The following is a 23,399-nucleotide window of genomic DNA, read 5'->3' as shown; positions in this document are numbered from 1 at the left end:
TTATCTAAGAGTATGGCTGTTTGATGGATATGTTACGTTTGTTATCCAAAAATTTTGATCAATAATAGAAAAACAAAAGCCACTCTTAAAAAGAGTGGCTTGTAGACCCACAGGGATTCGAACCCCAGATGACTGAACCAAAATCAGTAGTGTTACCGCTACACCATGGGTCTGTGTTATTTTTTGTGGTGCAAATTTATAAATTTTTTCTTGATACACAAAAATCTGGCATAAAAAAATCATTTTAATACATCCTGAAATAATAAGTAGTTGTGTACTAGTATTTTATTAATGGGATTTTAAACATATATAATAAAAAAACCACTCTTAAGAAAGAGTGGTTGTAGACCCACAGGGATTCGAACCCCAGATGACTGAACCAAAATCAGTAGTGTTACCGCTACACCATGGGTCTGTGTTGTTTTTAGTGGTGCAAATTTAAAGCTTTTTTCTCTACATACAAGAACTTTTTAAACTTTTTTTTACATTTACATCACATTTTATTTGCGGAAAACATGGTGATAGATTTCAATAATCTCAAAATTAATAACTTATATCCACATACGGAATTCGAAAAAAAAGTCATTCTTTTTTTGGAAAAATGGACTTCCGGTTCGGAAACAGTTGATGTCCAAACTTCAGGATCAACAGGAGCGCCTAAAGTTTTTGAAATTGAAAAAAGGAAAATGATGAATTCAGCAGTTATGACGTGTAACTTTTTACAGTTAAAAGAAGGAGATACGGCTTTGCTCTGTTTACCTGTAGAATATATCTCAGGTAAGATGATGGTAGTTCGCTCCTTTGAGAGAAAGATGAAGCTGCTTGTGGAAGAACCATCTTTACAGCCACTTGAAGAAATTACTGCAGAAATAGATTTTTGTGCAATGACTCCTCTACAGGTGGAAAACTCTGTGGATAAACTTCACCTTATAAAGAACCTGATCATTGGTGGAGCATCCGTTTCAGAGAGCCTGAAAAAAAGGATATCACACCTCAATACAAACATATTTGAAACCTATGGAATGTCAGAAACTTTATCCCATATTGCCTTAAAGCAACTGTCGCCAAAGGCTGAAGATTACTTTACCGCTTTTGAACATGTTGAAATCTCTAAAGATGATCGAGGATGTCTCCGAATATTTGCTCCGGATGTCAACAGTGAGGTCCTTCAAACTAATGACTTAGTTGAAATTAAAAATTATAATCAGTTCAGATTTTTAGGACGTATTGATAATGTAATTAATTCCGGAGGGGCTAAAATTTTTCCTGAAGAACTGGAAGGATTGGTCAAAAAAGAAATTGCAAACGAAGCTGTATTTTTAGGATTAAAAGATGAAATTTTAGGCCAGAGATTAGTATTGGTTATCGAAGGGCAACGTTCGGAAAAATTGATTGAGAGGATTTCACAAATACCATTTGAAAAAAACTTTCATAAACCTAAAGAAATTATTTTTGTGGACGAAGTACCGAGGACTCCGAATGGTAAGGTGAACCGGCTAGAATTAATGAAAATGCTGTCGTGAAATTTTTATCTGTAACCCTTGTTTCAAAACCATGAAAGATTTTTCAAAAGAACTAAGCTATAGAACTTCCAGGAGCAGTGGAGCGGGAGGTCAGAATGTAAATAAGGTGGAAACATCTGTCACCGTACTTTGGAATGTAAACGGATCTGAGTTTTTTACTGAAGATGAAAAAGTTTTAATTCAACATAAATTAAAAAACAGAATCAATGCAGAAGGCTTGATGTTTTTGACGGTTTCTGAGAGTAGAACTCAATTGATGAATAAAAATAAAGCAGTTGAAAAAATTATAGAAATTGTAAATAAAGCTTTAATAATTCCTAAGAAAAGACTCGCAACCAAACCTTCCAAAGGTCAAAAGCAGAAAAGGCTTGATAATAAAAAGAAACTCTCAGACAAAAAGGAAAACAGACGTTTTAAATTCTGATTGTGCACTTCGGAAAAAATGTTATTTTTGCCGAAATTTAAAACAAATGATAAAAAAAATTACACTTTTAGGGATGTTTTCAATTACTGCTATGTCCATGGCACAACAAAAATTTTCAATCATTCCATCCGTGGGTTATGCATGGAGGGTAGCGAAAACTCCATCGAATATTTCAGGGGATACAAGAAACTACATTAAAGGATTAAAAAGCGGGATGAATTTTGATGTTTCTGCTTATTATAATGTGAAGGGGAATATACATTTAGGATTAAAATATTCCAATTACAGTGCATCCAGTGATGGAAGAATTACCGTAAGAGATAATAATGGGCAAACTATTTCAGGATATGTTAGCACCAAAGATAATATCAATTTCTTTGGACCAGCATTTATGTATTCTAACTTTAACGATGAGTTTAAACATAAATTCTATTATGATGTTGCACTGGGAGCTATTACCTATACAACAAAAACCGGTAGCGTTAAAGGAACGGGTTCAAATTTGGGATTGGAAGCTAATTTTGCTTACCAATATGCAGTCTTGAATAACTTTTTTATTGGTCCTAAAATCGGTCTTACAGCCGGTACATTAAGCAAAATGACAATTAACGGAAAATCTTTTAAGCTGGAGGATGATCAAAAGGAAGGATTAACAAGACTTTCTCTGAGTGCTGCCGCTACATTCCGATTTTAAGTTTTATCTTTGCAAAAATCAAAATAAATGAACAAGCCAATTTCTGAATTTATAGAGAAATATTACCTGCACTTCAATGCAGCTGCATTGGTGGATGCATCAAAAGGTTATGTTGCGCATCTTAAAGATGGCGGAAAAATGATGATAACTTTAGCGGGAGCAATGTCTACTGCTGAATTAGGAAAGATTCTTGCTGAGATGATCCGTCAGGATAAAGTAGACTTTATTTCTTGTACCGGAGCAAACCTGGAAGAAGACTTAATGAACCTGGTTGCGCATTCTCATTATGAAAGAGTTCCGCATTACAGAGATCTTACGCCACAGGAAGAATGGGACTTATTGGAAAGAGGATTAAACAGAGTTACAGATACATGTATCCCTGAAGAAGAAGCATTCAGAAGGTTACAGAAGCATATTGTGGAGATTTGGAAAGACGCTGACGCTAAAGGAGAAAGATACTTCCCGCATGAATATATGTACAAAATGATCCTTTCTGGAGTTTTGGAACAGTATTATGAGATTCCGAGAGAAAACTCATGGATGATTGCTGCTGCAGAAAAAAATCTTCCGATTGTTGTTCCGGGATGGGAAGATTCCACAATGGGAAATATTTTTGCATCCTACTGTATTAAAGGAGAGCTTAAAGCAACAACAATGAAATCAGGAATTGAATACATGATGTATCTTGCTGATTGGTATACTAAAAATTCAGGAGGGAAAGGTGTAGGATTCTTTCAGATTGGAGGAGGAATTGCAGGAGATTTCCCGATTTGTGTAGTACCGATGCTATATCAGGATATGGAGATGCATGATGTGCCGTTTTGGTCTTATTTCTGCCAGATTTCCGATTCTACAACATCGTACGGTTCATATTCCGGAGCAGTTCCAAATGAGAAGATCACTTGGGGTAAACTGGATATTACAACACCTAAGTTCATCGTTGAAAGTGATGCAACGATCTGTGCACCATTAATGTTCTCCTATATTCTTGAGAATTCTTAAGATGAAATTTCCGGGATATCCTGGATCATAAAATAAGAAAAACGCTTCATATTATGGAGCGTTTTTTATTTTTTAGATGTTGAAAAAATTCTCATGATATTCTAAAATAGCTAAAATCATCAAAAGTTCCGAGGCTTCAGAAATTGATTGGTCATATCGGGCTTAACAAAATATTAAAGCTTCCTTTTTATAGAATTTAATCCATAGAATTTATAAGCACAAAATAACGGTATGCAAGAATTCCTTTTTGTAACTTCGTTAGTGAAGAAGGATCCTTATCACTTAATTTGGGTAAGATCTTTTTATTGATCGCATTCAGAATGCGGAAAAATGATTTTTTCATAACTTTATAATTTTAATGAGAAACATCATTGAAATTATTATCATTCAAAAATGATGCAATTATTTTAACCAATATAAATGATCGTGTATGGACGAAATTTTTAAACAACAGGTTTATGAAATTACAAAGCTTATTCCCAAAGGGCGAGTATCTTCTTATGGAGCCATTGCCAAAGCAGTAGGATATCCCAATCATTCACGTCATGTTGGAAAGGCTATGGGTGGATGTCCAAAAGATGTTCCTGCCCATAGGGTAATTTCCAGTTCCGGAGTTTTATCTGTAAAAGAATTTCAGCCTAAGCTGGAAGCAGAGGGTATTGTGGTTGAAAATTTTAGAATTAAAAATTTCAAGAAACTTTTTTGGGATCCTTTAAGTGAATTGTAGAATTTACTTTCTTGCTTTCAGGGTTTTTATTTCTGCCTGTAATTTCTGGTTCTCGGCTTTTAATAAAGAAATATATTCCTGAAGGTTTTCAACAATGGAAAGTGGAATCGTATTGTTGTTATATTGATACACTCCCGATGCAGAACTGTCGTTAAATACAGGATGATCATTATTGACAACAATTTGGGCGTCATCTTCTTCATAAATGTCTTCCATAGTAACATCGAGGAAATTAGCAATCTTTTCCCATTCAGCCCTTACGATTTTTACGTCTCCACTTTCTTTTCTGCTGTAATTGGAAACATCCGTAGCAATGATATCAGCAATTTGTTGCTGAGTATATCCCTTTTTCTTTCTGATTGATCGTAGCTTTTCTTTTTGCATCTCGCATTTTTATACAAATATGCAAAAAATCACACAAATTTGTATCTGTGTTGTACATGAAAAATGCAAAAAATCTGCAACAGGATTATGCATTTTGAATGTTTTGACTTTTATAGTTTTGGAGTACAACAAATAAAAAAAACAACACAATGAGAAAAAAATTACTTATGGCAGGAGTGCTGTTCCTGCTGATTTTTCAGGCATGTTCTTCAAACGAAGATTTATCAACGGGACAGAATTCCAGCACAAAGACAATTCAAAAAAATGTTTTAAGAACTGCGAGATCAGATTCCGGAACTTTATCAGATTATGTATCTACCCAGCTCAGCATTCAGTCGGAAATCAAGAATCTGTTGGATAATGAAAAAGACGCAGATTTTTCACTGATTCAGTCGGGAATTGATAGGGTTAAGACCGTAGAAGAACTTGAAAGTCTTTATAATTCTGCAAAAATTGGAAGAAGCAGGGAGTTGATTTCTCTTTATGAGAAAATGAATGATAATAGTTTAGCCTTCAGAGAATCTAATGCTGATTTTTATTCAAAATATACAGAAGAAGAAAGAACAAGAATGCTGACAAATGAGGTAGATTTGCAATTGAATTATAAAGAAACTACTGATACTGCCGATCGTAGAAGGAATTGCCAATCAGCATTTGTAACTGCAGGTAATCGATGTATGAGAAATTATGCCATAGAAATTGGAGGCTCAGTTTTGGTTGGTGTTTTTACTGGTGGAGTTGGTGGAGTTATCGCAGGAGGTATGGCCACCACGCATATGATAGTATGTAATTCCGATGCTGAAACTGACTATAGAAGCTGTGTAAGAAGCGGAGGAATACGATAAGATTTTTTTAGAATATAGAAATAAAATATGAAACTTAATAAGTATATTATAATAATAGTAGTAGTTATGCTAATACTTACTCCACTAGTTACAAGGGATAGTGTATGGCGTATCATTTTTGAATGTATCTCTTTTATAATTTTCTTTACCCTTATTATTTCAGCCTGGAGGGAACGTAATAAAAATGCTGTTATTGCTTATACTTTTTTAATAGTTATTTCAACTATTCAATTATTTGATAAGGAAGATAGGTACTTTTTTGTTCAGGTAATTCTTTTGATGATAATGCTTGTTCTGGCAATCTTGAAATCGAACCGATCAGAAAATAAAAATGGTATAGAATAAGCGATCAAGGATGAAGCTTAGTTTTCTAAGAACTAACTAGGATTTAGACGAATTATCATAGAATAGTCTTATAAGAAAAAAGCGATACAGATTATCTGTATCGCTTTTGTTATTTTATTTTTCAAGCTGCTTGTAGCTTCTTTGGATGAAATCTGTAAGATCCTTTCCTTTCAATAAATTCTGAGAAAGTTTTGCAAGATCTAAAGCGTATTTAATCAGGCTTGCTTTCTCTTCCTGGTTTTCTGTTTTTAAGATTTGACCAGCGAATTCACTGTTAGAGTTTACTACCAGATTATACATTTCAGGGAAGCCTCCCATTCCAAACATTCCACCTCCGCCTGTTGCCTGCATATCTTTCATTCTTCGCATAAACTCAGGCTGCGTAATCGTAAAAGGAGCATCCGTACTGTCTAAGTCTTCCAGCTGAACCGTGAATTTTGCATCACTGATGGTTTCCTCTACATTCTTTTTCAATGATTCCTTTTCAGAATCATTAAGCTTGGAGATTACAGGTTCATCTTTTTTGATCAGATTGTTAACGTGATCCGCATCTACTCTCACAAATGAAACCTTTTCTTTAGTACTTTCCAGCTTTTGAATAAGGTGAGGTACAATAGGAGAATCTAAAAGAAGCACTTCGTATCCTTTATCTTTTGCAGACTGGATGTAGCTATGTTGCTCATCTGCGTTGGAAGCATAAAGAATGATCAGGTTACCATCTTTATCAGTTTGTGCAGGTTTGATTTTTTCAGTCAATTCATTCCATAGGAAGTAAGTTCCATCAACTGTAGGGTATAAAGAAAACTTATCGGATTTTTCATAGAATTTCTCTTCAGAGATCATTCCGTATTCAATTACGATCTTGATATCATTCCATTTTTTCTCATAGTCTTCACGGCTTTCATTGATAAGGGAAGCCATTTTATCTGCTACTTTTTTAGTAATATAAGAAGAAATCTTTTTTACAGCACCGTCAGCCTGCAGATAAGAACGTGAAACATTCAATGGAATATCAGGAGAATCAATGACACCACGAAGAAGCATTAAGAAGTCCGGAACAATTCCTTTTACTTCATCGGTAACAAATACCTGATTCTGATACAGCTGGATTTTATCTTTTTCAATATTAAGGTTGTTAGCCAGCTTTGGGAAAAATAATATCCCTGTCAGATTGAAAGGATAATCAACATTCAGGTGAATATTGAATAAAGGTTCTTCAAATTGCATTGGATACAATTCGTGGTAGAACTTTACATAATCCTCTTTCGTGAGATCAGTAGGAGCAATTGTCCATGCCGGATTCGGGTTGTTGATGATATTGTCCACTTCCTCTGTTTCAGCAACAGCATCTTCCGGAGCACCTTCGGGTAATGGAAGAGTGTGGGTCTTTGTTCCAAACTTAATCGGAACAGGCATGAATTTATTATACTTTAATAGTAACTCGCGGATTTTTGATTCCTCCAGAAATTCGGTTGAATCTTCTGCGATATGAAGAATAATTTCGGTTCCTCTTTCAGTTTTATCTGTAGTTTCTTCAAGTGTAAATTCAGGGCTTCCGTCACATATCCAACGAACAGCAGGTTCATCACGGTAAGATTTTGTAAGGATCTCTACCTTCTCAGCAACCATGAAAGCAGAGTAGAATCCAAGACCGAAATGTCCGATAATTCCTGAATCTTTTGCACTGTCTTTATATTTTTCCAAGAATTCTTCGGCACCTGAAAAAGCCACCTGATTAATATACTTTTCGACTTCTTCGGCCGTCATTCCTATCCCCTGATCAATAATATGAAGAGTCTTTTCTTCCTTATTGATTTTTACTTCAAGTTTAGGATTTCCATATTCCACCTTAGCTTCACCAATGCTTGTTAAGTGTTTTAATTTTAGAGTAGCATCAGTGGCATTGGAAATTAATTCTCTTAAAAATATTTCGTGATCACTGTAAAGAAATTTCTTGATAAGTGGAAAAATATTTTCCACAGAAACATTAATATTTCCTTTAGTCATAATAATTTAGTTTTGATTTGCATAATTCTTCTCAAAAAAAATACCATGAGGAAGAAAGTGACAGAATGACACTCTTGAACTTATAATGAAACAGGAATTTCATGTAATTTTGTCAAAGAAATATCTTACTTTTAAATCTCTAAAATTATTAAAAAAATGAAGTTGAAATGTACAGTTTTTATTCTGCTCATCATGACCTGTTTTATGTATGGACAGAAAAAACCTCTAGATCATTCCGTTTACGACAGCTGGCAAAATATCGGGACAAAAAAAATCTCAAATGATGGAAAATGGATTGCCTATTCCGTAGATGCTCAGGAAGGAAATTCTAACCTTTTTCTGCACTCAGTTAAAAATAAAACCTCAAAGAAGTTTGCAAGAGCAACAAAATTGGATTTTACCAATGATTCCAGGTTTGCTGTTTTTCAAATCCGTCCGCAGTATAAAGATATAAAGGCGGTAAAAGATAAAAAGCTGAAAAAAAATAAATTAACGAAAGATAGTCTTGCAATAGTTGATTTTTTCAATGATAAAACTGAGAAAATTCCTAATGTGAAATCATTTAAAGTTCCTGAAAAAGCAGGTTCTTTTGTTGCATACCTTTTGGAAAATACAAAAGATAAATCCTCGGATGATGCTTCTGATAAAGAAGATGGAGATGAAAATAATGATGAAGATAAAAATGTAAAACCATTACAATTGGTGGTACGGAATTTATTGGATGGAAAAAGTACAACATATGATAATGTAGTGCGTTATGAGTTCAGTAAAAACGGAAGACAACTGGTTTTTGTAACTAAAAAGCCGGAAGAAAAGGCTAAAAAAGAGAAAAAAGAAGATAAGGATTCTGAGAGTGAAAAATCTGCAGATAAAAAAGAAACTGACAAATCAAAGCCAAAGAAGTATGCATTTCAAACCGTACAGATAGTTGATCTGCAAAAAGGGACTGTATCTAAGGTTTCAGAAATGGAGGGCGATTTTTCACAGTTGTCTTTCGATGAAGAAGGAGACCAACTGGCATTTGTGGGAACTGCTTCTGCACAAAATGACCTGGTGAAATTATATCAGCTGTATTACTTTAATTTTAAAGGAAATAAGAAGGAGATTATAACCAATGAAAATGTACAGATGAAAAAGAATTGGGTAGTTTCTGAAAACAGGTTGCCTTTATTCAGCAAAAACGGAAAACAATTGTATTTCGGTGTTGCGCCAAAACCTGTTGCAAAAGATACTGCGATGATTGCCAACGATCATGCTGTTGTGGACATCTGGAATTATAAAGATGATTATCTTCAGACGGTACAGTTAAAAGAATTAAAAAACGATCTGAAGAAATCCTATGCCGCAGTAATGCAGACAGAAAAGCCTGGTTTCTTCAGAAATATTGATGGAGAAGATTTAGATACTTTAAGATTGGTGAACGAAGGAAATGCTGAATTTGCATTAGGGATTACCAGTATCAATAACCGTATTTCCTCTCAATGGGAAGGCTCTACAAAGAAAACCTATTTTCTGATTGATAATAAGACGGGCGAAAGAACAGAAATTATAAAAAATCTTGACGGGGCAGTTGCCATATCTCCGCTTGGAAAATTTCTTGTGATTTTCAACAAAGAAAAAGGAATGTGGTTGAGTTACAATATTAAAACAAAACAAACTCTTCCTCTCAATAGCGGGTTGCCGGTTTCTTTTGTTGATGAAGAATTTGATATGCCGGATTTTCCAAATTCTTATGGTATCGCATCATGGACGGATAAAGATGAATCTGTAATTATAAGAGATCGCTACGATCTTTGGGAATTCTTCCTGAACGGCTCAAAAAAGCCAAGGAATATCACGAATGGCTTCGGGCGCAAACATAAAATAACATTCGACACATACGATTTAGATAAAGATGTAAAAAGCCTGAACCGGAAATCTTCCATTTATTTATCAGCTTTTGATAATACATCCAAAGCAAACGGAATTTTCAGAACAACCATTCAGTCAGACGCTGATCCTGTAAAAATCCAAATGGAAAATGTCTGGGGGTATCGAAGCATTCAAAAAGCTAAAAATGCGGAAGAATATATTTTGGTAAAAGAATCCTATACAGAATCGCCTGATATTTTCGCAACATCAGATTTCTTGGAACAACAAAAATTAAGCAATACAAACCCACAGCAAGCTCTTTATAATTGGGGGACGAATGAATTGGTCAACTGGACAACACCAAAAGGCAATTCATCTACAGGAGTTTTGTACAAGCCTGAAGATTTCAATCCCAACAAGAAATATCCTATGATTGTTTACTTCTATGAGAAGCTTTCGGACAATCTGAACCGTTATGTTGCTCCTGCTCCGACACCATCAAGATTAAATATTTCTTACTTTGTGAGCAACGGATATTTGGTTTTTACACCGGATATTTCATATACCGATGGTTTTCCGGGGGAATCCGCAATGGAATATATTAATTCCGGAGTTGAAAAATTAAAGCAGAATTCATGGGTAGACGGTACTAAAATCGGAATCCAAGGACAAAGCTGGGGCGGTTATCAGGTTGCTTACCTTATTGCTCACACAGATATGTATACTGCTGCGTGGAGTGGTGCTCCTGTTGTCAATATGACCTCTGCATATGGAGGGATCAGATGGACCTCAGGAATGAACAGGCAGTTTCAGTATGAAAAATCACAGAGCAGATTAGGGAAAAATCTTTGGGAGGCACCAGATCTTTACATTAAAAATTCACCGCTTTTCACGATTAATAAGGTGAAAACTCCGGTAGTCATTATGAGTAATGATAAAGATGGAGCAGTTCCATGGTATCAGGGAATTGAAATGTTTACGGCATTACGACGTCTGGGAAAACCCGTTTGGCTTCTTAACTATAATGGTGACGACCATAATCTTGTAAAACGACAGAACAGGAAAGATATACAAATCCGCGAGCAGCAGTTTTTTGATTATTATCTTAAAGGAGCTAAAGCTCCGGTATGGATGACAAAAGGAGTCTCTGCAACCCAAAAAGGAAAAGATTGGGGCTTTGAACTGACGGATGATAAACCTTAACGATAAAAAATCGGCGGACGAAATGTTCCGCCGATTTTTTTTATTAAAAGATTAAAAGATTAAAAGATTAAAAGATTAAAAGATTAAAAGATTAAAAGATTAAAAGATTAAAAGATTAAAAGATTAAAAGATTTTTTTAGTAAATCTCATCAATATCTTACAAAAATACCGGCGCGCCAAAGAGTATTTCTCACTTGTGAGGGTAGGAAATAGAGTAAAAACAAAAGACAGCTTGAAGGCTGTCTTTGTTATTGATTTTGATTTGAAAAATTATTTTGATTTATTTTTCAATTCTTCTTTAATTTTATTCTCCAGTTCTTCAGAAAGTTCAGGATTGTCTTTAAGAACGTCTTTTACCGCATCACGGCCTTGTCCTAATTTTGTTTCATCATAGCTGAACCATGAACCGCTTTTCTTTACCACTCCTAGCTCTACAGCCTGATCAAGAATTTCTCCTGTTTTAGAAACTCCTTCTCCGTACATGATGTCAAATTCAGCTTGTTTGAATGGAGGGGCTACTTTATTTTTAACAATCTTTACTTTTACACGACTTCCGATTGCTTCGTCACCATTTTTGATCGGTGCACTTGCCTTTCTGATATCTACTCTTACTGAAGCATAAAATTTCAAGGCATTACCACCGGTTGTCGTTTCAGGGTTTCCAAACATTACACCAATTTTCTCTCTCAGCTGGTTGATGAAAATTACGGTACATTTTGTTTTTGAAATTGTTGCAGTTAGTTTTCTTAATGCCTGAGACATTAATCTTGCATGCAGACCCATTTTGGAATCACCCATTTCTCCTTCAATTTCTGCTTTAGGAGTAAGAGCGGCAACTGAGTCGATTACTACAATATCAATCGCTCCTGAACGGATAAGGTTGTCCGCAATTTCCAGGGCTTGTTCACCATTGTCCGGTTGAGATATAATAAGGTTTTCTAAATCTATTCCTAATTTTGCAGCATAAGTTCTGTCGAAAGCGTGCTCTGCATCAATAAATGCTGCAATTCCACCTGCTTTTTGAGCTTCTGCAATAGCGTGAAGTGTTAAAGTTGTTTTACCGGAAGATTCAGGTCCATAAATCTCAATGATTCTTCCTCTTGGATATCCTCCTACTCCCAATGCAATGTCTAATCCTAAGGATCCGGAAGGAATAACTTCTATTGTATTATCAACAGAATTATCTCCCAAAGTCATTACAGTTCCTTTTCCGTATGTTTTATCTAATTTATCAAGCACTAGAGCCAGTGCTTTTTTCTTATCGTCAATGTTACTCATTTCTAAAAAATAATTTCTCAAAAGTACATAATTTTGGAATCAAAAGCTAATATTTTTCAATTTCAAAGCGTCTTTTTAAAGTTAAAAAAACAATAATTCTGTTTGGTAAAATAGTGCCTATCTTATTATGAATGAAATAATAGCAAACTAAAAAAGCAGATCAATTTAATGGAAGTTGGAGCCCGATGTTATTCTTAAATAGTCTTCCAGAACTTTAAGGTGTTTTTTATTACCCGCTTCAATTCTTGCTTTTCGTCCTACTAAAGTATTATATATAATATTAGTTGCTTTTTTTACCTGAGGGAAAACTTTTTTATTGGAGACATCAGGAATATTCAATCGCTTACAAACCTCATCGTCCAGTAAAAACCAGGTGCAGCAAATATGAAGATACCGTAGATTTCTTCTTTGAAAGCTGAACTTTAATATAGGATTCTCCAGGGATTCATCGAGTAATGAATGGGCAAGGAGTACAGAGTCTTTATCCGAAGGAGGCTGGATGGATGACCATAGGTAAAAATATTCCGTAGCCTGTTTTTTATGATCAGGAAGGAGGTGTTCGGGAATGCCCAGCAAATAACCGACATATTTCCATAGGTGAAAAATACCAAGCTCCTCTTCATTTGAAAAGCTATTGCCCAGTTTTTTTAAGCTGTGAAGAAAAACCAAACTAAAACCTATATAGGTGGCCATCATATCCCAGGAGTTGATAGGTTCTCCCCAGTTTTCCGTATCCCAATCAGCATAATGCTTTTTGATCGAAAGTCTTGCATATGAATGAATAAGACGTGTTTTTATAGCAAATTCATAGCCTTTGGCATGAATATCCAGGGCATGGTAACGGGTTACATTCACCCAGAAATCCAATGTTTCAGAAAGACGTTTTACGGCTCCTTTTTTCAATGCTTCTGTTACAATAAGGGGTTTATTCAGGTAGGAGTAATCATAACCTCCGATCAAGCAATAATCCCTAAGAGAGATGAGGGCATCTAGTCCGCTTCGCATACAAAGCTCAGCGCCACTTTTCAGCAATTCTTCATTTAGCCATTCAGGTTTTTTCTGAACTTCTTTGAAAAGTCTTTTAACACTGTCCGGAACCTGATCGTTTTCAGAAACTCCATTTCTGATGTATTTCTCGATTTCCCTTGTAGCTTCGTGAAATTTTTTAGTAAAATAGACATCTTTTACCACCTGGTCACCGGTTTCGTCAACGTGATAATAATAGGGAGAAAATTGCTCAAATTCGCTGAAACTCACTTCTGCACCGGAAAATTCAATAAGCAGTTTTCCGTTACCCTTTTGCCAGAAATCTTTGAAATGAGGTGAATTTTTAAAACGGGGATGTACGATTGATCTTTCCATCAATTATAAAAGTACAAGTTTTACGCCGAAATACCTCTGTGAGATTTATCAGCATGGAGAGTATATGTTTACTTCAAATATATCTTTTTATAATAGTTATATAATGCCCCATTCAAAAGCCTTTTTCAAAAGCTCTTTACCATTTCTTGAATTGGTTTTTGTAAGGATGTTTTTTCGATGAGAACGGACAGTATGCTGAGATAAAATAAGCATTTCGGATATTTCTGTTCCCGAATATCCTTTTGCAATCAGAGAAAGGATCTCTACCTCTCTTTTGGTGAGATTTTCGAGTGTCTGATGGGTTGATGAGGAGGGATTGTCTATTGTCATCTGGTGAAAATCGGCTCTGGGGCCAATCCCTGAAATCAGGACGGTATAAGGATTTTGCTTTGTTATATGATTAATGTTGGTATGTATATTAATGGATTGTACGAGGTTCCCATTTTCATCCTCTAGGGTAGGAATAGCCTGGTGATGGAACAACTCATAATTTCCTTTTGCAGTTTTCATCCTGAAGCAGTAACTCGATTTTAAGTAGAGATGATGTTCCGGGCCAATTTCAATCATTTTAGATACAACGGCCTGTTCCGCTTTTATTACAAAAGGAATGTCTTCAGGATGTGTGAGATCTATGACTTCTTTAAGGTTTTCAGGATTTTTTTTTAAACCATGTAATTTTAAAATATTTTCATGATGATGAGAGAGGGTACTGTTTGTAAGATTTAATACATAATAATAAAATTCTCCGATTGCAAACATCTCACCAATGATACGTTCGATAGGGGGCGTCTTCAGTATTTCTTTTTTTTCCTTTCTTGTAGCGGGATATCTTTCCCAAACTTCAATCAAGGGATGTTTTTTTTCAGCGTCTTTCATGAAAATAGTCTTTTTTAGATAGTTAATATTTTCTTAAAAATACCCCTAAAGGGGGATTTTTTTGTGTTGAAAAAAATGCAAAATTTGTTATAAACTAATAACCCTGAAAACTTGATTTTCAAAACTGTTTGAGAAATTTTATTTTGATTATCTGTTATGGTAATTAATTTTATTTGTAAAATGCATTAATTTATTTAACTAAAATAAGCATAAAATAATATATTATTTTGTTTTTATTTGGTTTTTAATAATTGTATTTTAAGTTTGAATACGGAAAGGAAATGTTTTCAGGAAAATAATGGTTTATACTTTCTTTATTAGTTGTTTGGAAATGGTAAACTAAAAACCCCACTCACATCATGAGCGGGGTTTGTGTTATTTTAAATGTTTGATTCTTATAAAGAAGCAGCGTGAACAAGCATGTCAACTAATTTATTAGAATAACCCATTTCGTTGTCATACCAAGAAACAAGCTTTACGAAATTAGGTGAAAGCATAATACCTGCGTCTTTGTCGAAGATTGAAGTTCTCTTATCACCTACGAAATCCTGAGAAACAACTGCATCTTCAGTGTATCCTAAGATTCCTTTTAGTTCCCCTTCAGAAGCTGCCTTAATAGTAGCGCAGATTTCTTCGTAAGAAGTAGCTTTTTCAATTCTTACTGTAAGGTCAACTACAGAAACGTCTACTGTAGGTACTCTGAAAGACATACCTGTAAGTTTTCCGTTCAATGAAGGAATTACTTTTCCTACAGCTTTAGCAGCACCGGTAGAAGAAGGAATAATATTATTCAATGCAGCTCTACCTCCTCTCCAGTCTTTCATTGAAGGACCATCTACAGTTTTCTGAGTAGCGGTTGTTGCGTGAACAGTTGTCATTAAACCTTCAACGATTCCAAAATTATCGTGGATAACTTTAGCTAAAGGCGCTAAACAGTTTGTTGTACATGAAGCGTTAGATAAGATTTTAATATCATCTGTAAGTTCTTTGTGGTTTACACCCATTACGAACATTGGAGTATCATCTTTAGAAGGAGCAGAAAGGATTACTTTTTTTGCACCTGCATTAATGTGAGCCTGAGCAGAATCTTTAGATAAGAAAAGACCTGTAGATTCTACAATATAATCAGCTCCGATTTCATTCCACTTCAGGTTATTTGGATCTTTCTCAGCAGTTACTCTGATTTTCTTTCCATTTACTACAAGATCATTACCTTCTACAGATACTTCTCCTGGAAAGATTCCGTGTACAGAATCATATTTTAACATGTAAGCCATGTATTCTGCATTGATAAGGTCATTGATTCCTACTACCTCAATGTTATCTCTTTCAGTCATTGCTCTGAAAACAAGACGTCCAATTCTACCAAACCCGTTGATACCTACTTTAATTGTTGACATAATATTTTGATTTTTACAATTATAAAAATTAGATTGCTAATATTTCTGAAATCAGTAAAAGGTCTTTATTGATTTCATTATGTTTTTTAATGGCTTCTTCAATAGGAGTGTATACCATATCGTTAGAACGCATTCCTGCCATTACATTTGTTTTACCTTCCATTAATCCTACCACGGCTCCGTATCCCAGTCTGCTCGCAAGAACCCTGTCTGCACAGCTCGGAGATCCTCCTCTCTGGATATGTCCCAGAATAGCTACACGAATGTCATAGTCAGGAAACTCCTGTTTTGTCTGCTCTGCCAGCTCATAAATATTCGCCAGTTTCTCTCCCTCAGCAACAACTACGATACTGGAAGCTTTTCCGGTTTTTTCAGCATTTCTGAAAGTCGCAAAAAGCTCATCTACACTGTCCTTTTTTTCAGGGATAAGGATATCCAAAGCTCCGGTTGCCAGTCCACTGTTTAATGCAATAAACCCAGCATCACGACCCATAACCTCAACAAAGAATACTCTGTTGTGAGAAGTGGCTGTATCACGGATTTTATCAATAGCTTCCATGGCAGTATTCAAAGCCGTATCATATCCAATAGTATTGTCGGTACCGAAAATATCATTGTCTATAGTCCCCGGAACACCAATTACTCTGATACCAAATTCTTCATTGAAGATCTTCGCCCCTGTGAAAGTTCCATCTCCACCAATACACACAATTGCATCAACACCATGTTTAACGCAATTATTGTAGGCTTTCTGACGTCCTTCTTTAGTTCTGAATTCCTGGGATCTTGCGGACTTTAGGATAGTTCCGCCCTGGTTGATTATATTTTTTACGGAACGAGGACCCATTTTTAGGAAATCATCGTTGATAAGCCCATTGTAGCCTTCTCTTATTCCGTAACATTCGATATTATAATAATTTGCCGTTCTTACCACCGCCCTTAATGCAGCATTCATACCCGGGGAGTCTCCTCCGGAAGTAAGAACTGCAATTTTTTTTACAGCACTTTCTTTCATCTAGTAAAAAATTTCGAACACAAATTTACAAAAACAAGTTCAGATTATAGTAGTAAGTTGATAATACTTTTGAATATAAATTGTTAAAAACTTCTAAAGTTTGTTGGTTTAAAAATATATCTCGCAGTTTTTGTTTCGTTAGCTTTTACGTCTAAGTTGTACCACGGAGATCTGTTTTTATCAAAAGGATTGGAAAGAACATGGATAGATTGGGCAGGAGTGAAACCTTCACTTAGTAAAAATAACTTTTTCCCTTCTTTATTTCTGCAAGCGCCACTTATCAATACAACATGTCCAGGACTTCCTGGTGTAATAAGAATGTCTCCGCTTTTTAAATCCTCACTTTTTAAAACCGGTTTTGTTTCTTTATTTAATGAAATAGTTCCTGCATAATTAAAGATCAGATTTAGATAACTTCTGAAATTTTGAGGCGAGTCATCGAAAGAGGCTGTCTTTTTGAAATTAACAGAATTGCCATTGACAAAGGCCCGTGTTCCGTTTTTATAATCTTTCCAGCTCAGCAGATCACCATTTGTAAAATGAAATTGAATTTCATCTTGTCTTTTATTTTTAACTAAATATTCTGCCCTTAGCCGGATCACCGCATCTGCACATTGTTGAAGATCCTGATCTCCGGTATCGATATCAAAAATTGCTTCATGCAGATGCTGGGTAGATATTGGATTTCCGTCATATCTAAGTATCTTGCTTTTATAGGGTTTTAAAGTGAAATTTTCGAGAAAATACCCGAAAGATTCCTGTTTTTCATCAATCCATTCATATCCCTGAGGTGCAGAAAATCTTTCTTTGATAGTATTTTTATCGGTATGAACCAAAATTTCTGATCCTGTCCCGTTATCTATTTCAGATATTGCATTTCTTTTCTTATCAGGAATACAGCTGATAATACTGATTAACGCAATTGTACATAAAGTTTTTCCTGCCATCTTATGGTGTTTTTATTTTACATTACCTCTTTTCTGTCAGGTACTTCCAGTACCTTTTCGGGACATGCTGAATATGGAGCTTTAGATTTTTTCTTTCTGTAATATTGGTTTTTATAAAGTAACGTTGCCATAATTTTTGATATTGGCTCTCTTCATCATGGAATTTTTGCTCATATTGATCAAGATCCAGTTTTTCATCAGGATAAAAGAAGTCACAATTTTCAAGATCATACAAAATTCCATAATTTCTTCTGAGGTCATAAATCATCCACTTTTGATCCTGATATCGATCTTTAAAATGTTTTCTGATCAGGGGAATAACGTTGAAATCAGGATCTATTTTTGCAAAGAAAACACCATCCTGCATTTTCTCAAACCTTACAAATGCCGTCATCCGATGCCTTTCTCTGTCTACGGATTTACATATTTTCGAGATTTTTAAAATATCATTATCCGCATAATTCTGAAGGATATTTTCATGAGGATGCTGTACAGATAATTGTATGGCTGAAAGGATAATTCTTTCTGATTCCGGATCTTCTGATAGAAAAACTTTCAGCAATTGATGGATTCCAGATCTTCCTATGTTCTCTTCCAGCTTCTTAAAAACTCTTTCTGCCTTTTCTGTCTGAGTGACTACTTCGTGGGTTTCTGCAAAAATGTTTTCCTGATGATATTGATTTTTGCCGAAAATTTCAACGTCTTTATAACGGTATTCGAATACTTCAAACACTGCAGTTAAAAGTCCGTCAAAGCTTCCGTCGTAAAGTAGGGTAGTCATTTATTTTATATGGTAGTTTAATAATATAGAGATGTAAAATTTATAAACTTTTTAGAGATTTTTATCACAGTTTGCCTTTAAACAGGGAGAAAATCATTGTTTTTTAAAACAAGGTAAGTTGCTGTGAAAATTGATTATGAAATTTCGACGAGCTTCCTCCAATCAATAATTTCTTTAAATTTTGATTCGTTAAATATTTCAAAAAAACATTTCCTGCATTGAAGTCAATAAAGTATTTTGCTCTGTTTACAGCTGCTCCTAATTTCTTAAGATGATCCATGTTTAAAATCTGAAAACGTCTTGCTTGTACTATTTTTTTAGCTGTTTTTACACCAATTCCCGGAATTCGAAGAATCATTTGATAGTCAGCTGTCTGGAGATTGATAGGGAATTGATCAAGATGTCTTAATGCCCAGCTTAATTTGGGGTCAATTTCAAGATCGAGAAAAGGAAGATTGGGATCTAAAATTTCTTCTGCTTTAAAGCCGTAAAATCTCATGAGCCAGTCCGATTGATACAATCTGTTTTCTCTAAGCATTGGGACTTCAGTAGTTAATGAAGGCAATCTTTTGTCTTCTAGTACTGGTACATACCCTGAATAATAGACTCTTTTAAGGTTGTAATTTTTATAAAAATGATCCGCGACTTTTATAATCTGAAGATCGTTTTCATTGGTAGCTCCTACGATCATTTGGGTCGACTGACCGGCTGGTGCAAATTTCGGAACTTTCCGGAAAATCTTTTTTTCATCATTATATTGGGATATCCCTTTCTGAATATAACGCATAGGACTTATCATTTCGGCCCTGTTTTTTTCAGGAGCGAGTAGCTTGAGTCCGCTTTCGGTTGGAATTTCAAGATTGACAGACAGACGGTCCGCATAGAGTGCTGCTTCCTGCATTAATTCATCGCTTGCTCCAGGAATGGATTTTAAGTGAATATATCCATTGAAATTTTCTTCAAGTCGTAATTTTTTTGCAACTCTCACCAGACGTTCCATGGTCGTGTCAGCATTTTTAAAAATGCCTGAACTTAAAAAAAGTCCTTCTATATAATTTCTCCGATAAAAGTTAATGGTAAGATCCACTACTTCTTCCACCGTAAAAGCTGCCCTTTTGATATCATTGGAGCTTCTTGAAACACAGTATGCACAATCATAAATACAATGATTGGTCAAAAGAACTTTAAGCAGGGAGACACATCGTCCGTCTTCTGTATAGGTATGACAAATCCCGCTTATGGAACTGTCTCCCAAAGCACCTTTTTTATTTTTTCGTGTTCCTCCGCTGGAAGAGCAGGAAACATCATATTTCGCTGCGTCAGCAAGGATTTCGAGTTTTTCTTTTAGGCGGTCAAAGTTCATATGATATAAGGACGATTTAACTCTGTGAATTTTAATTCAAAAGTAATTCCAAAATTGAGAAATGTCACCCTTTTTAACATAAAGTTATCAACAGAATAAAGTATCAAAATCAGTATATTTACGGTTCTTTAAAGTTATACTATGAATCATCAACCGATTGAAGGTTTTTCCAAATTGACCAAACAGGGGAAAATAGACTGGCTAGTCAATGAATATCTTGACGGCGATCAGGAATATCAAAAAATATTAAAGCAATACTGGAACGATAATACAGAACTTCAGAAGCTTCATGATGAATTTTCGGAAAATACGATCTCTAATTTTTATATGCCCTACGGAATAGCACCTAATTTTTTAATAGATGGAAAATTGGTGGCTTTGCCGATGGCTGTTGAAGAAAGTTCTGTAGTGGCTGCTGCATCTAAGGCTGCCAAATTCTGGATCGATAAAGGAGGTTTTAAAACGACCATTATTAATACAGAAAAATTGGGGCATACTCACTTCATTTTTAATGGAGAATCTCATAAACTATTACATTTTTTTAATTTTAAATTAAAGAAAAAACTATTTGAGGCTACAGAAGCAATAACCGCTAACATGAGAAATCGTGGTGGTGGAATTCTGGATATTAAGCTGGTGGATAAGACTGCTGACATGACCCATTACTTCCAATTGAAGGCAAGTTTTGATACAGTGGATTCAATGGGAGCCAATTTTATAAATTCTTGTCTGGAGCAATTTGGGAAAACATTGAAAGAAGAAGTTGCTAAAGAAGAAGACTTTACCAAAGAGGAAAAAGATTCCTTACAGATCGTAATGAATATTCTCTCCAACTTTACTCCCGACTGTGTGGTTCGTGCTGAGGTTTCTTGTAAAATTGATGATCTTAAAGATGATAGCGGGATTTCCAACGAAGAATTTGCCAGAAAATTTAAACAGGCTGTAACGATTGCTGAAATTGAGCCGTTCCGTGCAACCACTCATAATAAAGGAATTATGAATGGAGTGGATGCGGTGGTGATTGCTACGGGAAATGACTTTAGAGCAACAGAAGCCTGTGCACACGCTTACGCTGCAAGAGACGGTCAGTACAGATCTTTGACTCATTGCACCACCGATAACGGAATTTTCAGATTTTGGATCGATCTTCCTATATCTGTAGGTGTTGTTGGCGGACTGACTAACCTCCATCCATTAGTCAAGTTTTCATTAGCTCTTCTTGGTAAGCCATCTGCTCAGGAGTTAATGAGTATCCTTGCTGTTTCAGGATTAGCACAGAATTTCGGGGCACTGCGTTCGTTAGTGACCACGGGAATTCAGAAAGGACATATGAAGATGCATTTATTGAATATTCTGAATCAGATGGGAGCAACGGAAGAGGAGAAGCAGCATTTTGTTACCTATTTCAAAGACAAAACAGTTACCCATCATGAGGTTATCACAGAGTTTAACAGAATGAGAGCCCAATAATATGTTTGGAATCATATTGTCAGCATTTATTTTAGCTTTCGGAATTTTTCTGAAAATAACCCGGAACCCCGGTTTTGCAAGAAGTAAAAATATGGCCTGGATGTTAATAGCTATCGGAGCTTTGTCTTTGGTGTTTAAAATTTTAAACTATAAATAAGACAGATTAATTGAAGATCTGATCTCATAAATTGATATAATGAAAACAATTACTTTAGTATTTGGTGCCGCTTATGGCATGTTATCGGTTATTTTAGGTGCGTTCGGTGCGCACGCTTTAAAGAAAATATTGTCAGTTGAAAGGCTGGAAAGTTTTGAAACAGGAGTAAGATATCAAATGTATGCTGCTTTCTTTCTGTTGATCATTGGATTCATTTTGAAATTTGAAACCTCTTCAGAAAAATGGGTTTCTATTTTGATGATTGCAGGAACAATGCTGTTTTCATTTAGTATATACTTCCTGAGTTTGCAGGATTATTTGGGAGCTAACCTGAAATTCCTGGGACCGATTACTCCACTTGGAGGCCTTTTAATGATCCTTAGCTGGGGAATGCTTATTCTTTATTTTGCTAAAAATAGGATCTAAACGCAATGAAAATCAACAGAAGGCGAAGGTTAATCAGAACATTTAATCTTTTAGATCAGCCCATTAGATTTAATCCATTTGTATTCAGCCGGACATTTTTTATGTGGGCTTTTACAGGATTGGTAGGTGGAGTCATTGCCGGACTGTATTGGATTGTATTGGAATATTTTACTGACTTTTTAGCTCAGTATCAAGGTTGGATGGTGATTCCAACAATGGCCGTTTGCGGATTATTAGCCGGTCTTGTTATTCACTTCATCGGTGATCCGGGTGAAATTCATCTGATTGTTAATAATATCAGATTTAATAAAGGAAAGCTCGATCCTAAAAATAACCCTTCCATGATCTTGTCGTCACTTTTTTGTGTAGCTTCAGGAGGTAGTTTAGGGCCTGAAGCTCCCTTGGTTCAGGTAACGGGATCTACAGGAACCTGGCTAGGGAAGATTTTCAGATTGAAGGGCGAGGAGTTGAGGTCTTTAAGTATTGCAGGGATGGCATCCGGTTTCACTGCATTATTTGGTGCACCACTCGGTGGAAGTCTTTTTTCACTTGAAATTTTACATCATAAGCATGCTGTTGAATATTATAAAGCAATAATTCCTGCATTGGTCGCAAGCTGTTTCAGCTATGTAATGTTCGCATTGATTATTCATCTCGGGATAGGTGCTACATGGAACCTGAAAGCGTATCATTATTCCGGAGTTTACGATTTTATGTACGCCTGTATGTTTGCTGTTGTTGCAACATTTGTAGGATGGCTGTTTATTTTTGTAGTTAAGTTTTTCAAAAAAGTCTTCGAGTACAAAAACTTTCCCATCTATGTAAAAACATTAGTAGGTGGAATTGTTTTGGGTATTATTGCGTTTTACTTTCCCATTACCAGATACTTCGGACACCATGAAGTTAATGAGCTGATCGGAGGGGATTTTTCTCTGAACTTTTTACTTTTAATTCTGGTCTTTAAAATATTAGCGATAGCAATCACAGTGACTTCGGGCTGGAGAGGAGGGTTCATTATCCCTTTGTTTTTTGTGGGAACTACTTTGGGGCTGATCATACATCATCTTTTTCCATCAGTAGATACGACACTGGCAATTGTAAGCTGCATGGCTGCAATTAACGCTTGTGTAACCAGGACGCCTATGAGTACAACTATTATTCTTGGTACTTTAACAGGATTTACTTATTTTGTTCCGATACTTTTTGCGAGCTTAACAGGATATTTCCTGGCTCCGAAAATCCCTTTTATAGGATCTCAATCAGAAAAAATAACCGAAGAATAAAGAAAATATCAGGACCTGTTAAAAATCAAGGTGCTT

21 protein-coding genes and 2 tRNA genes are annotated in these 23,399 nt (G+C 35.4%); 10 read left to right on the top strand and 13 right to left on the bottom strand.

Going from position 1 to position 23,399, the window contains the following annotated elements:
* Positions 1–102 precede the first annotated feature (102 nt).
* Positions 103–173: transfer RNA gene (locus tag PFY10_09980), tRNA-Gln, on the bottom strand.
* A 171-nt stretch (positions 174–344) separates the two neighbouring features.
* Positions 345–415: transfer RNA gene (locus tag PFY10_09975), tRNA-Gln, on the bottom strand.
* A 100-nt stretch (positions 416–515) separates the two neighbouring features.
* Here PFY10_09975 and PFY10_09970 point away from each other — a divergent pair.
* From PFY10_09970 to PFY10_09955, 4 genes are read left to right on the top strand one after another with little or no spacing between them, the layout of a single operon-like run.
* The gene (locus PFY10_09970; GenBank protein ID WBV58774.1) at positions 516–1,523 is read left to right on the top strand and encodes an AMP-binding protein; all 1,008 of its coding nucleotides are present in this window, start codon (positions 516–518) and stop codon (positions 1,521–1,523) included.
* A gap of 31 nt (positions 1,524–1,554) precedes the next feature.
* On the top strand, positions 1,555–1,947 hold the full coding sequence (arfB, locus tag PFY10_09965) for an alternative ribosome rescue aminoacyl-tRNA hydrolase ArfB (protein ID WBV58773.1): 393 nt from the start codon (positions 1,555–1,557) through the stop codon (positions 1,945–1,947).
* 46 nt (positions 1,948–1,993) lie between these two features.
* Positions 1,994–2,641 (top strand): hypothetical protein, encoded by a 648-nt coding sequence (locus tag PFY10_09960; protein WBV58772.1) that lies wholly within the window; start codon positions 1,994–1,996, stop codon positions 2,639–2,641.
* A 27-nt stretch (positions 2,642–2,668) separates the two neighbouring features.
* Complete coding sequence (locus tag PFY10_09955; protein WBV58771.1) at positions 2,669–3,643, top strand: deoxyhypusine synthase family protein; 975 nt, start codon at positions 2,669–2,671, stop codon at positions 3,641–3,643.
* Positions 3,644–3,839: 196 nt separating this feature from the next.
* On the opposite strand, the gene PFY10_09950 is transcribed toward PFY10_09955, so the two are convergent.
* The gene (locus tag PFY10_09950; protein ID WBV58770.1) at positions 3,840–3,986 is read right to left on the bottom strand and encodes a hypothetical protein; all 147 of its coding nucleotides are present in this window, start codon (positions 3,984–3,986) and stop codon (positions 3,840–3,842) included.
* Positions 3,987–4,073: 87 nt separating this feature from the next.
* On the opposite strand from PFY10_09950, the gene PFY10_09945 reads away from it, so the two are divergent.
* Entirely contained in the window at positions 4,074–4,370 is a 297-nt protein-coding gene (locus PFY10_09945; GenBank protein ID WBV58769.1) for an MGMT family protein, read from the top strand.
* 3 nt (positions 4,371–4,373) lie between these two features.
* Here the strand turns inward: PFY10_09945 and PFY10_09940 are convergent, their stop codons facing one another.
* A complete protein-coding gene (locus PFY10_09940; GenBank protein WBV58768.1) occupies positions 4,374–4,754 on the bottom strand; it encodes a helix-turn-helix transcriptional regulator in 381 nt (126 codons plus the stop codon).
* 149 nt (positions 4,755–4,903) lie between these two features.
* Between PFY10_09940 and PFY10_09935 the strand changes: the two genes are divergently transcribed.
* Complete coding sequence (locus PFY10_09935) at positions 4,904–5,599, top strand: hypothetical protein (GenBank protein ID WBV58767.1); 696 nt, start codon at positions 4,904–4,906, stop codon at positions 5,597–5,599.
* Between the two features lie 459 nt (positions 5,600–6,058).
* Here the strand turns inward: PFY10_09935 and htpG are convergent, their stop codons facing one another.
* Complete coding sequence (gene htpG, locus PFY10_09930) at positions 6,059–7,951, bottom strand: molecular chaperone HtpG (GenBank protein ID WBV58766.1); 1,893 nt, start codon at positions 7,949–7,951, stop codon at positions 6,059–6,061.
* A 156-nt stretch (positions 7,952–8,107) separates the two neighbouring features.
* Here htpG and PFY10_09925 point away from each other — a divergent pair, with 156 nt between their 5' ends.
* Positions 8,108–11,005, top strand: a complete 2,898-nt coding sequence (locus tag PFY10_09925; GenBank protein WBV58765.1) for a prolyl oligopeptidase family serine peptidase — start codon at positions 8,108–8,110, stop codon at positions 11,003–11,005.
* 270 nt (positions 11,006–11,275) lie between these two features.
* Here the strand turns inward: PFY10_09925 and recA are convergent, their stop codons facing one another.
* The 8 genes from recA to PFY10_09885 form a co-directional block, all read right to left on the bottom strand.
* Positions 11,276–12,283, bottom strand: a complete 1,008-nt coding sequence (recA, locus tag PFY10_09920) for a recombinase RecA (GenBank protein WBV58764.1) — start codon at positions 12,281–12,283, stop codon at positions 11,276–11,278.
* Positions 12,284–12,448: 165 nt separating this feature from the next.
* Complete coding sequence (locus PFY10_09915) at positions 12,449–13,645, bottom strand: oxygenase MpaB family protein (GenBank protein ID WBV58763.1); 1,197 nt, start codon at positions 13,643–13,645, stop codon at positions 12,449–12,451.
* 96 nt (positions 13,646–13,741) lie between these two features.
* Complete coding sequence (locus tag PFY10_09910; protein WBV58762.1) at positions 13,742–14,521, bottom strand: LuxR C-terminal-related transcriptional regulator; 780 nt, start codon at positions 14,519–14,521, stop codon at positions 13,742–13,744.
* Between the two features lie 395 nt (positions 14,522–14,916).
* On the bottom strand, positions 14,917–15,921 hold the full coding sequence (gene gap / locus PFY10_09905) for a type I glyceraldehyde-3-phosphate dehydrogenase (GenBank protein WBV58761.1): 1,005 nt from the start codon (positions 15,919–15,921) through the stop codon (positions 14,917–14,919).
* A 28-nt stretch (positions 15,922–15,949) separates the two neighbouring features.
* Positions 15,950–16,936, bottom strand: a complete 987-nt coding sequence (gene pfkA / locus PFY10_09900; GenBank protein ID WBV58760.1) for a 6-phosphofructokinase — start codon at positions 16,934–16,936, stop codon at positions 15,950–15,952.
* Between the two features lie 83 nt (positions 16,937–17,019).
* Positions 17,020–17,883 (bottom strand): DUF4846 domain-containing protein, encoded by an 864-nt coding sequence (locus PFY10_09895; protein WBV58759.1) that lies wholly within the window; start codon positions 17,881–17,883, stop codon positions 17,020–17,022.
* A 22-nt stretch (positions 17,884–17,905) separates the two neighbouring features.
* A complete protein-coding gene (locus PFY10_09890) occupies positions 17,906–18,664 on the bottom strand; it encodes a TIGR03915 family putative DNA repair protein (protein WBV58758.1) in 759 nt (252 codons plus the stop codon).
* Between the two features lie 103 nt (positions 18,665–18,767).
* Positions 18,768–20,027: a putative DNA modification/repair radical SAM protein gene (locus PFY10_09885; protein WBV58757.1), complete on the bottom strand. Its 1,260-nt coding sequence runs from the start codon at positions 20,025–20,027 to the stop codon at positions 18,768–18,770.
* Positions 20,028–20,168: 141 nt separating this feature from the next.
* On the opposite strand from PFY10_09885, the gene PFY10_09880 reads away from it, so the two are divergent.
* The 3 genes from PFY10_09880 to PFY10_09870 all read left to right on the top strand — a co-directional run bounded on the left by PFY10_09880 (position 20,169) and on the right by PFY10_09870 (position 23,363).
* On the top strand, positions 20,169–21,497 hold the full coding sequence (locus tag PFY10_09880; protein ID WBV58756.1) for a hydroxymethylglutaryl-CoA reductase, degradative: 1,329 nt from the start codon (positions 20,169–20,171) through the stop codon (positions 21,495–21,497).
* 196 nt (positions 21,498–21,693) lie between these two features.
* Positions 21,694–22,080: a DUF423 domain-containing protein gene (locus PFY10_09875; GenBank protein ID WBV58755.1), complete on the top strand. Its 387-nt coding sequence runs from the start codon at positions 21,694–21,696 to the stop codon at positions 22,078–22,080.
* A gap of 5 nt (positions 22,081–22,085) precedes the next feature.
* Positions 22,086–23,363 (top strand): chloride channel protein, encoded by a 1,278-nt coding sequence (locus tag PFY10_09870; protein WBV58754.1) that lies wholly within the window; start codon positions 22,086–22,088, stop codon positions 23,361–23,363.
* Positions 23,364–23,399: the final 36 nt, after the last annotated feature.

This window comes from Chryseobacterium daecheongense (assembly GCA_027920525.1).
In the GTDB taxonomy this organism is placed as follows: Bacteria; Bacteroidota; Bacteroidia; order Flavobacteriales; family Weeksellaceae; genus Chryseobacterium; species Chryseobacterium proteolyticum.
This window is presented reverse-complemented; position numbering and strand designations above follow the sequence as displayed.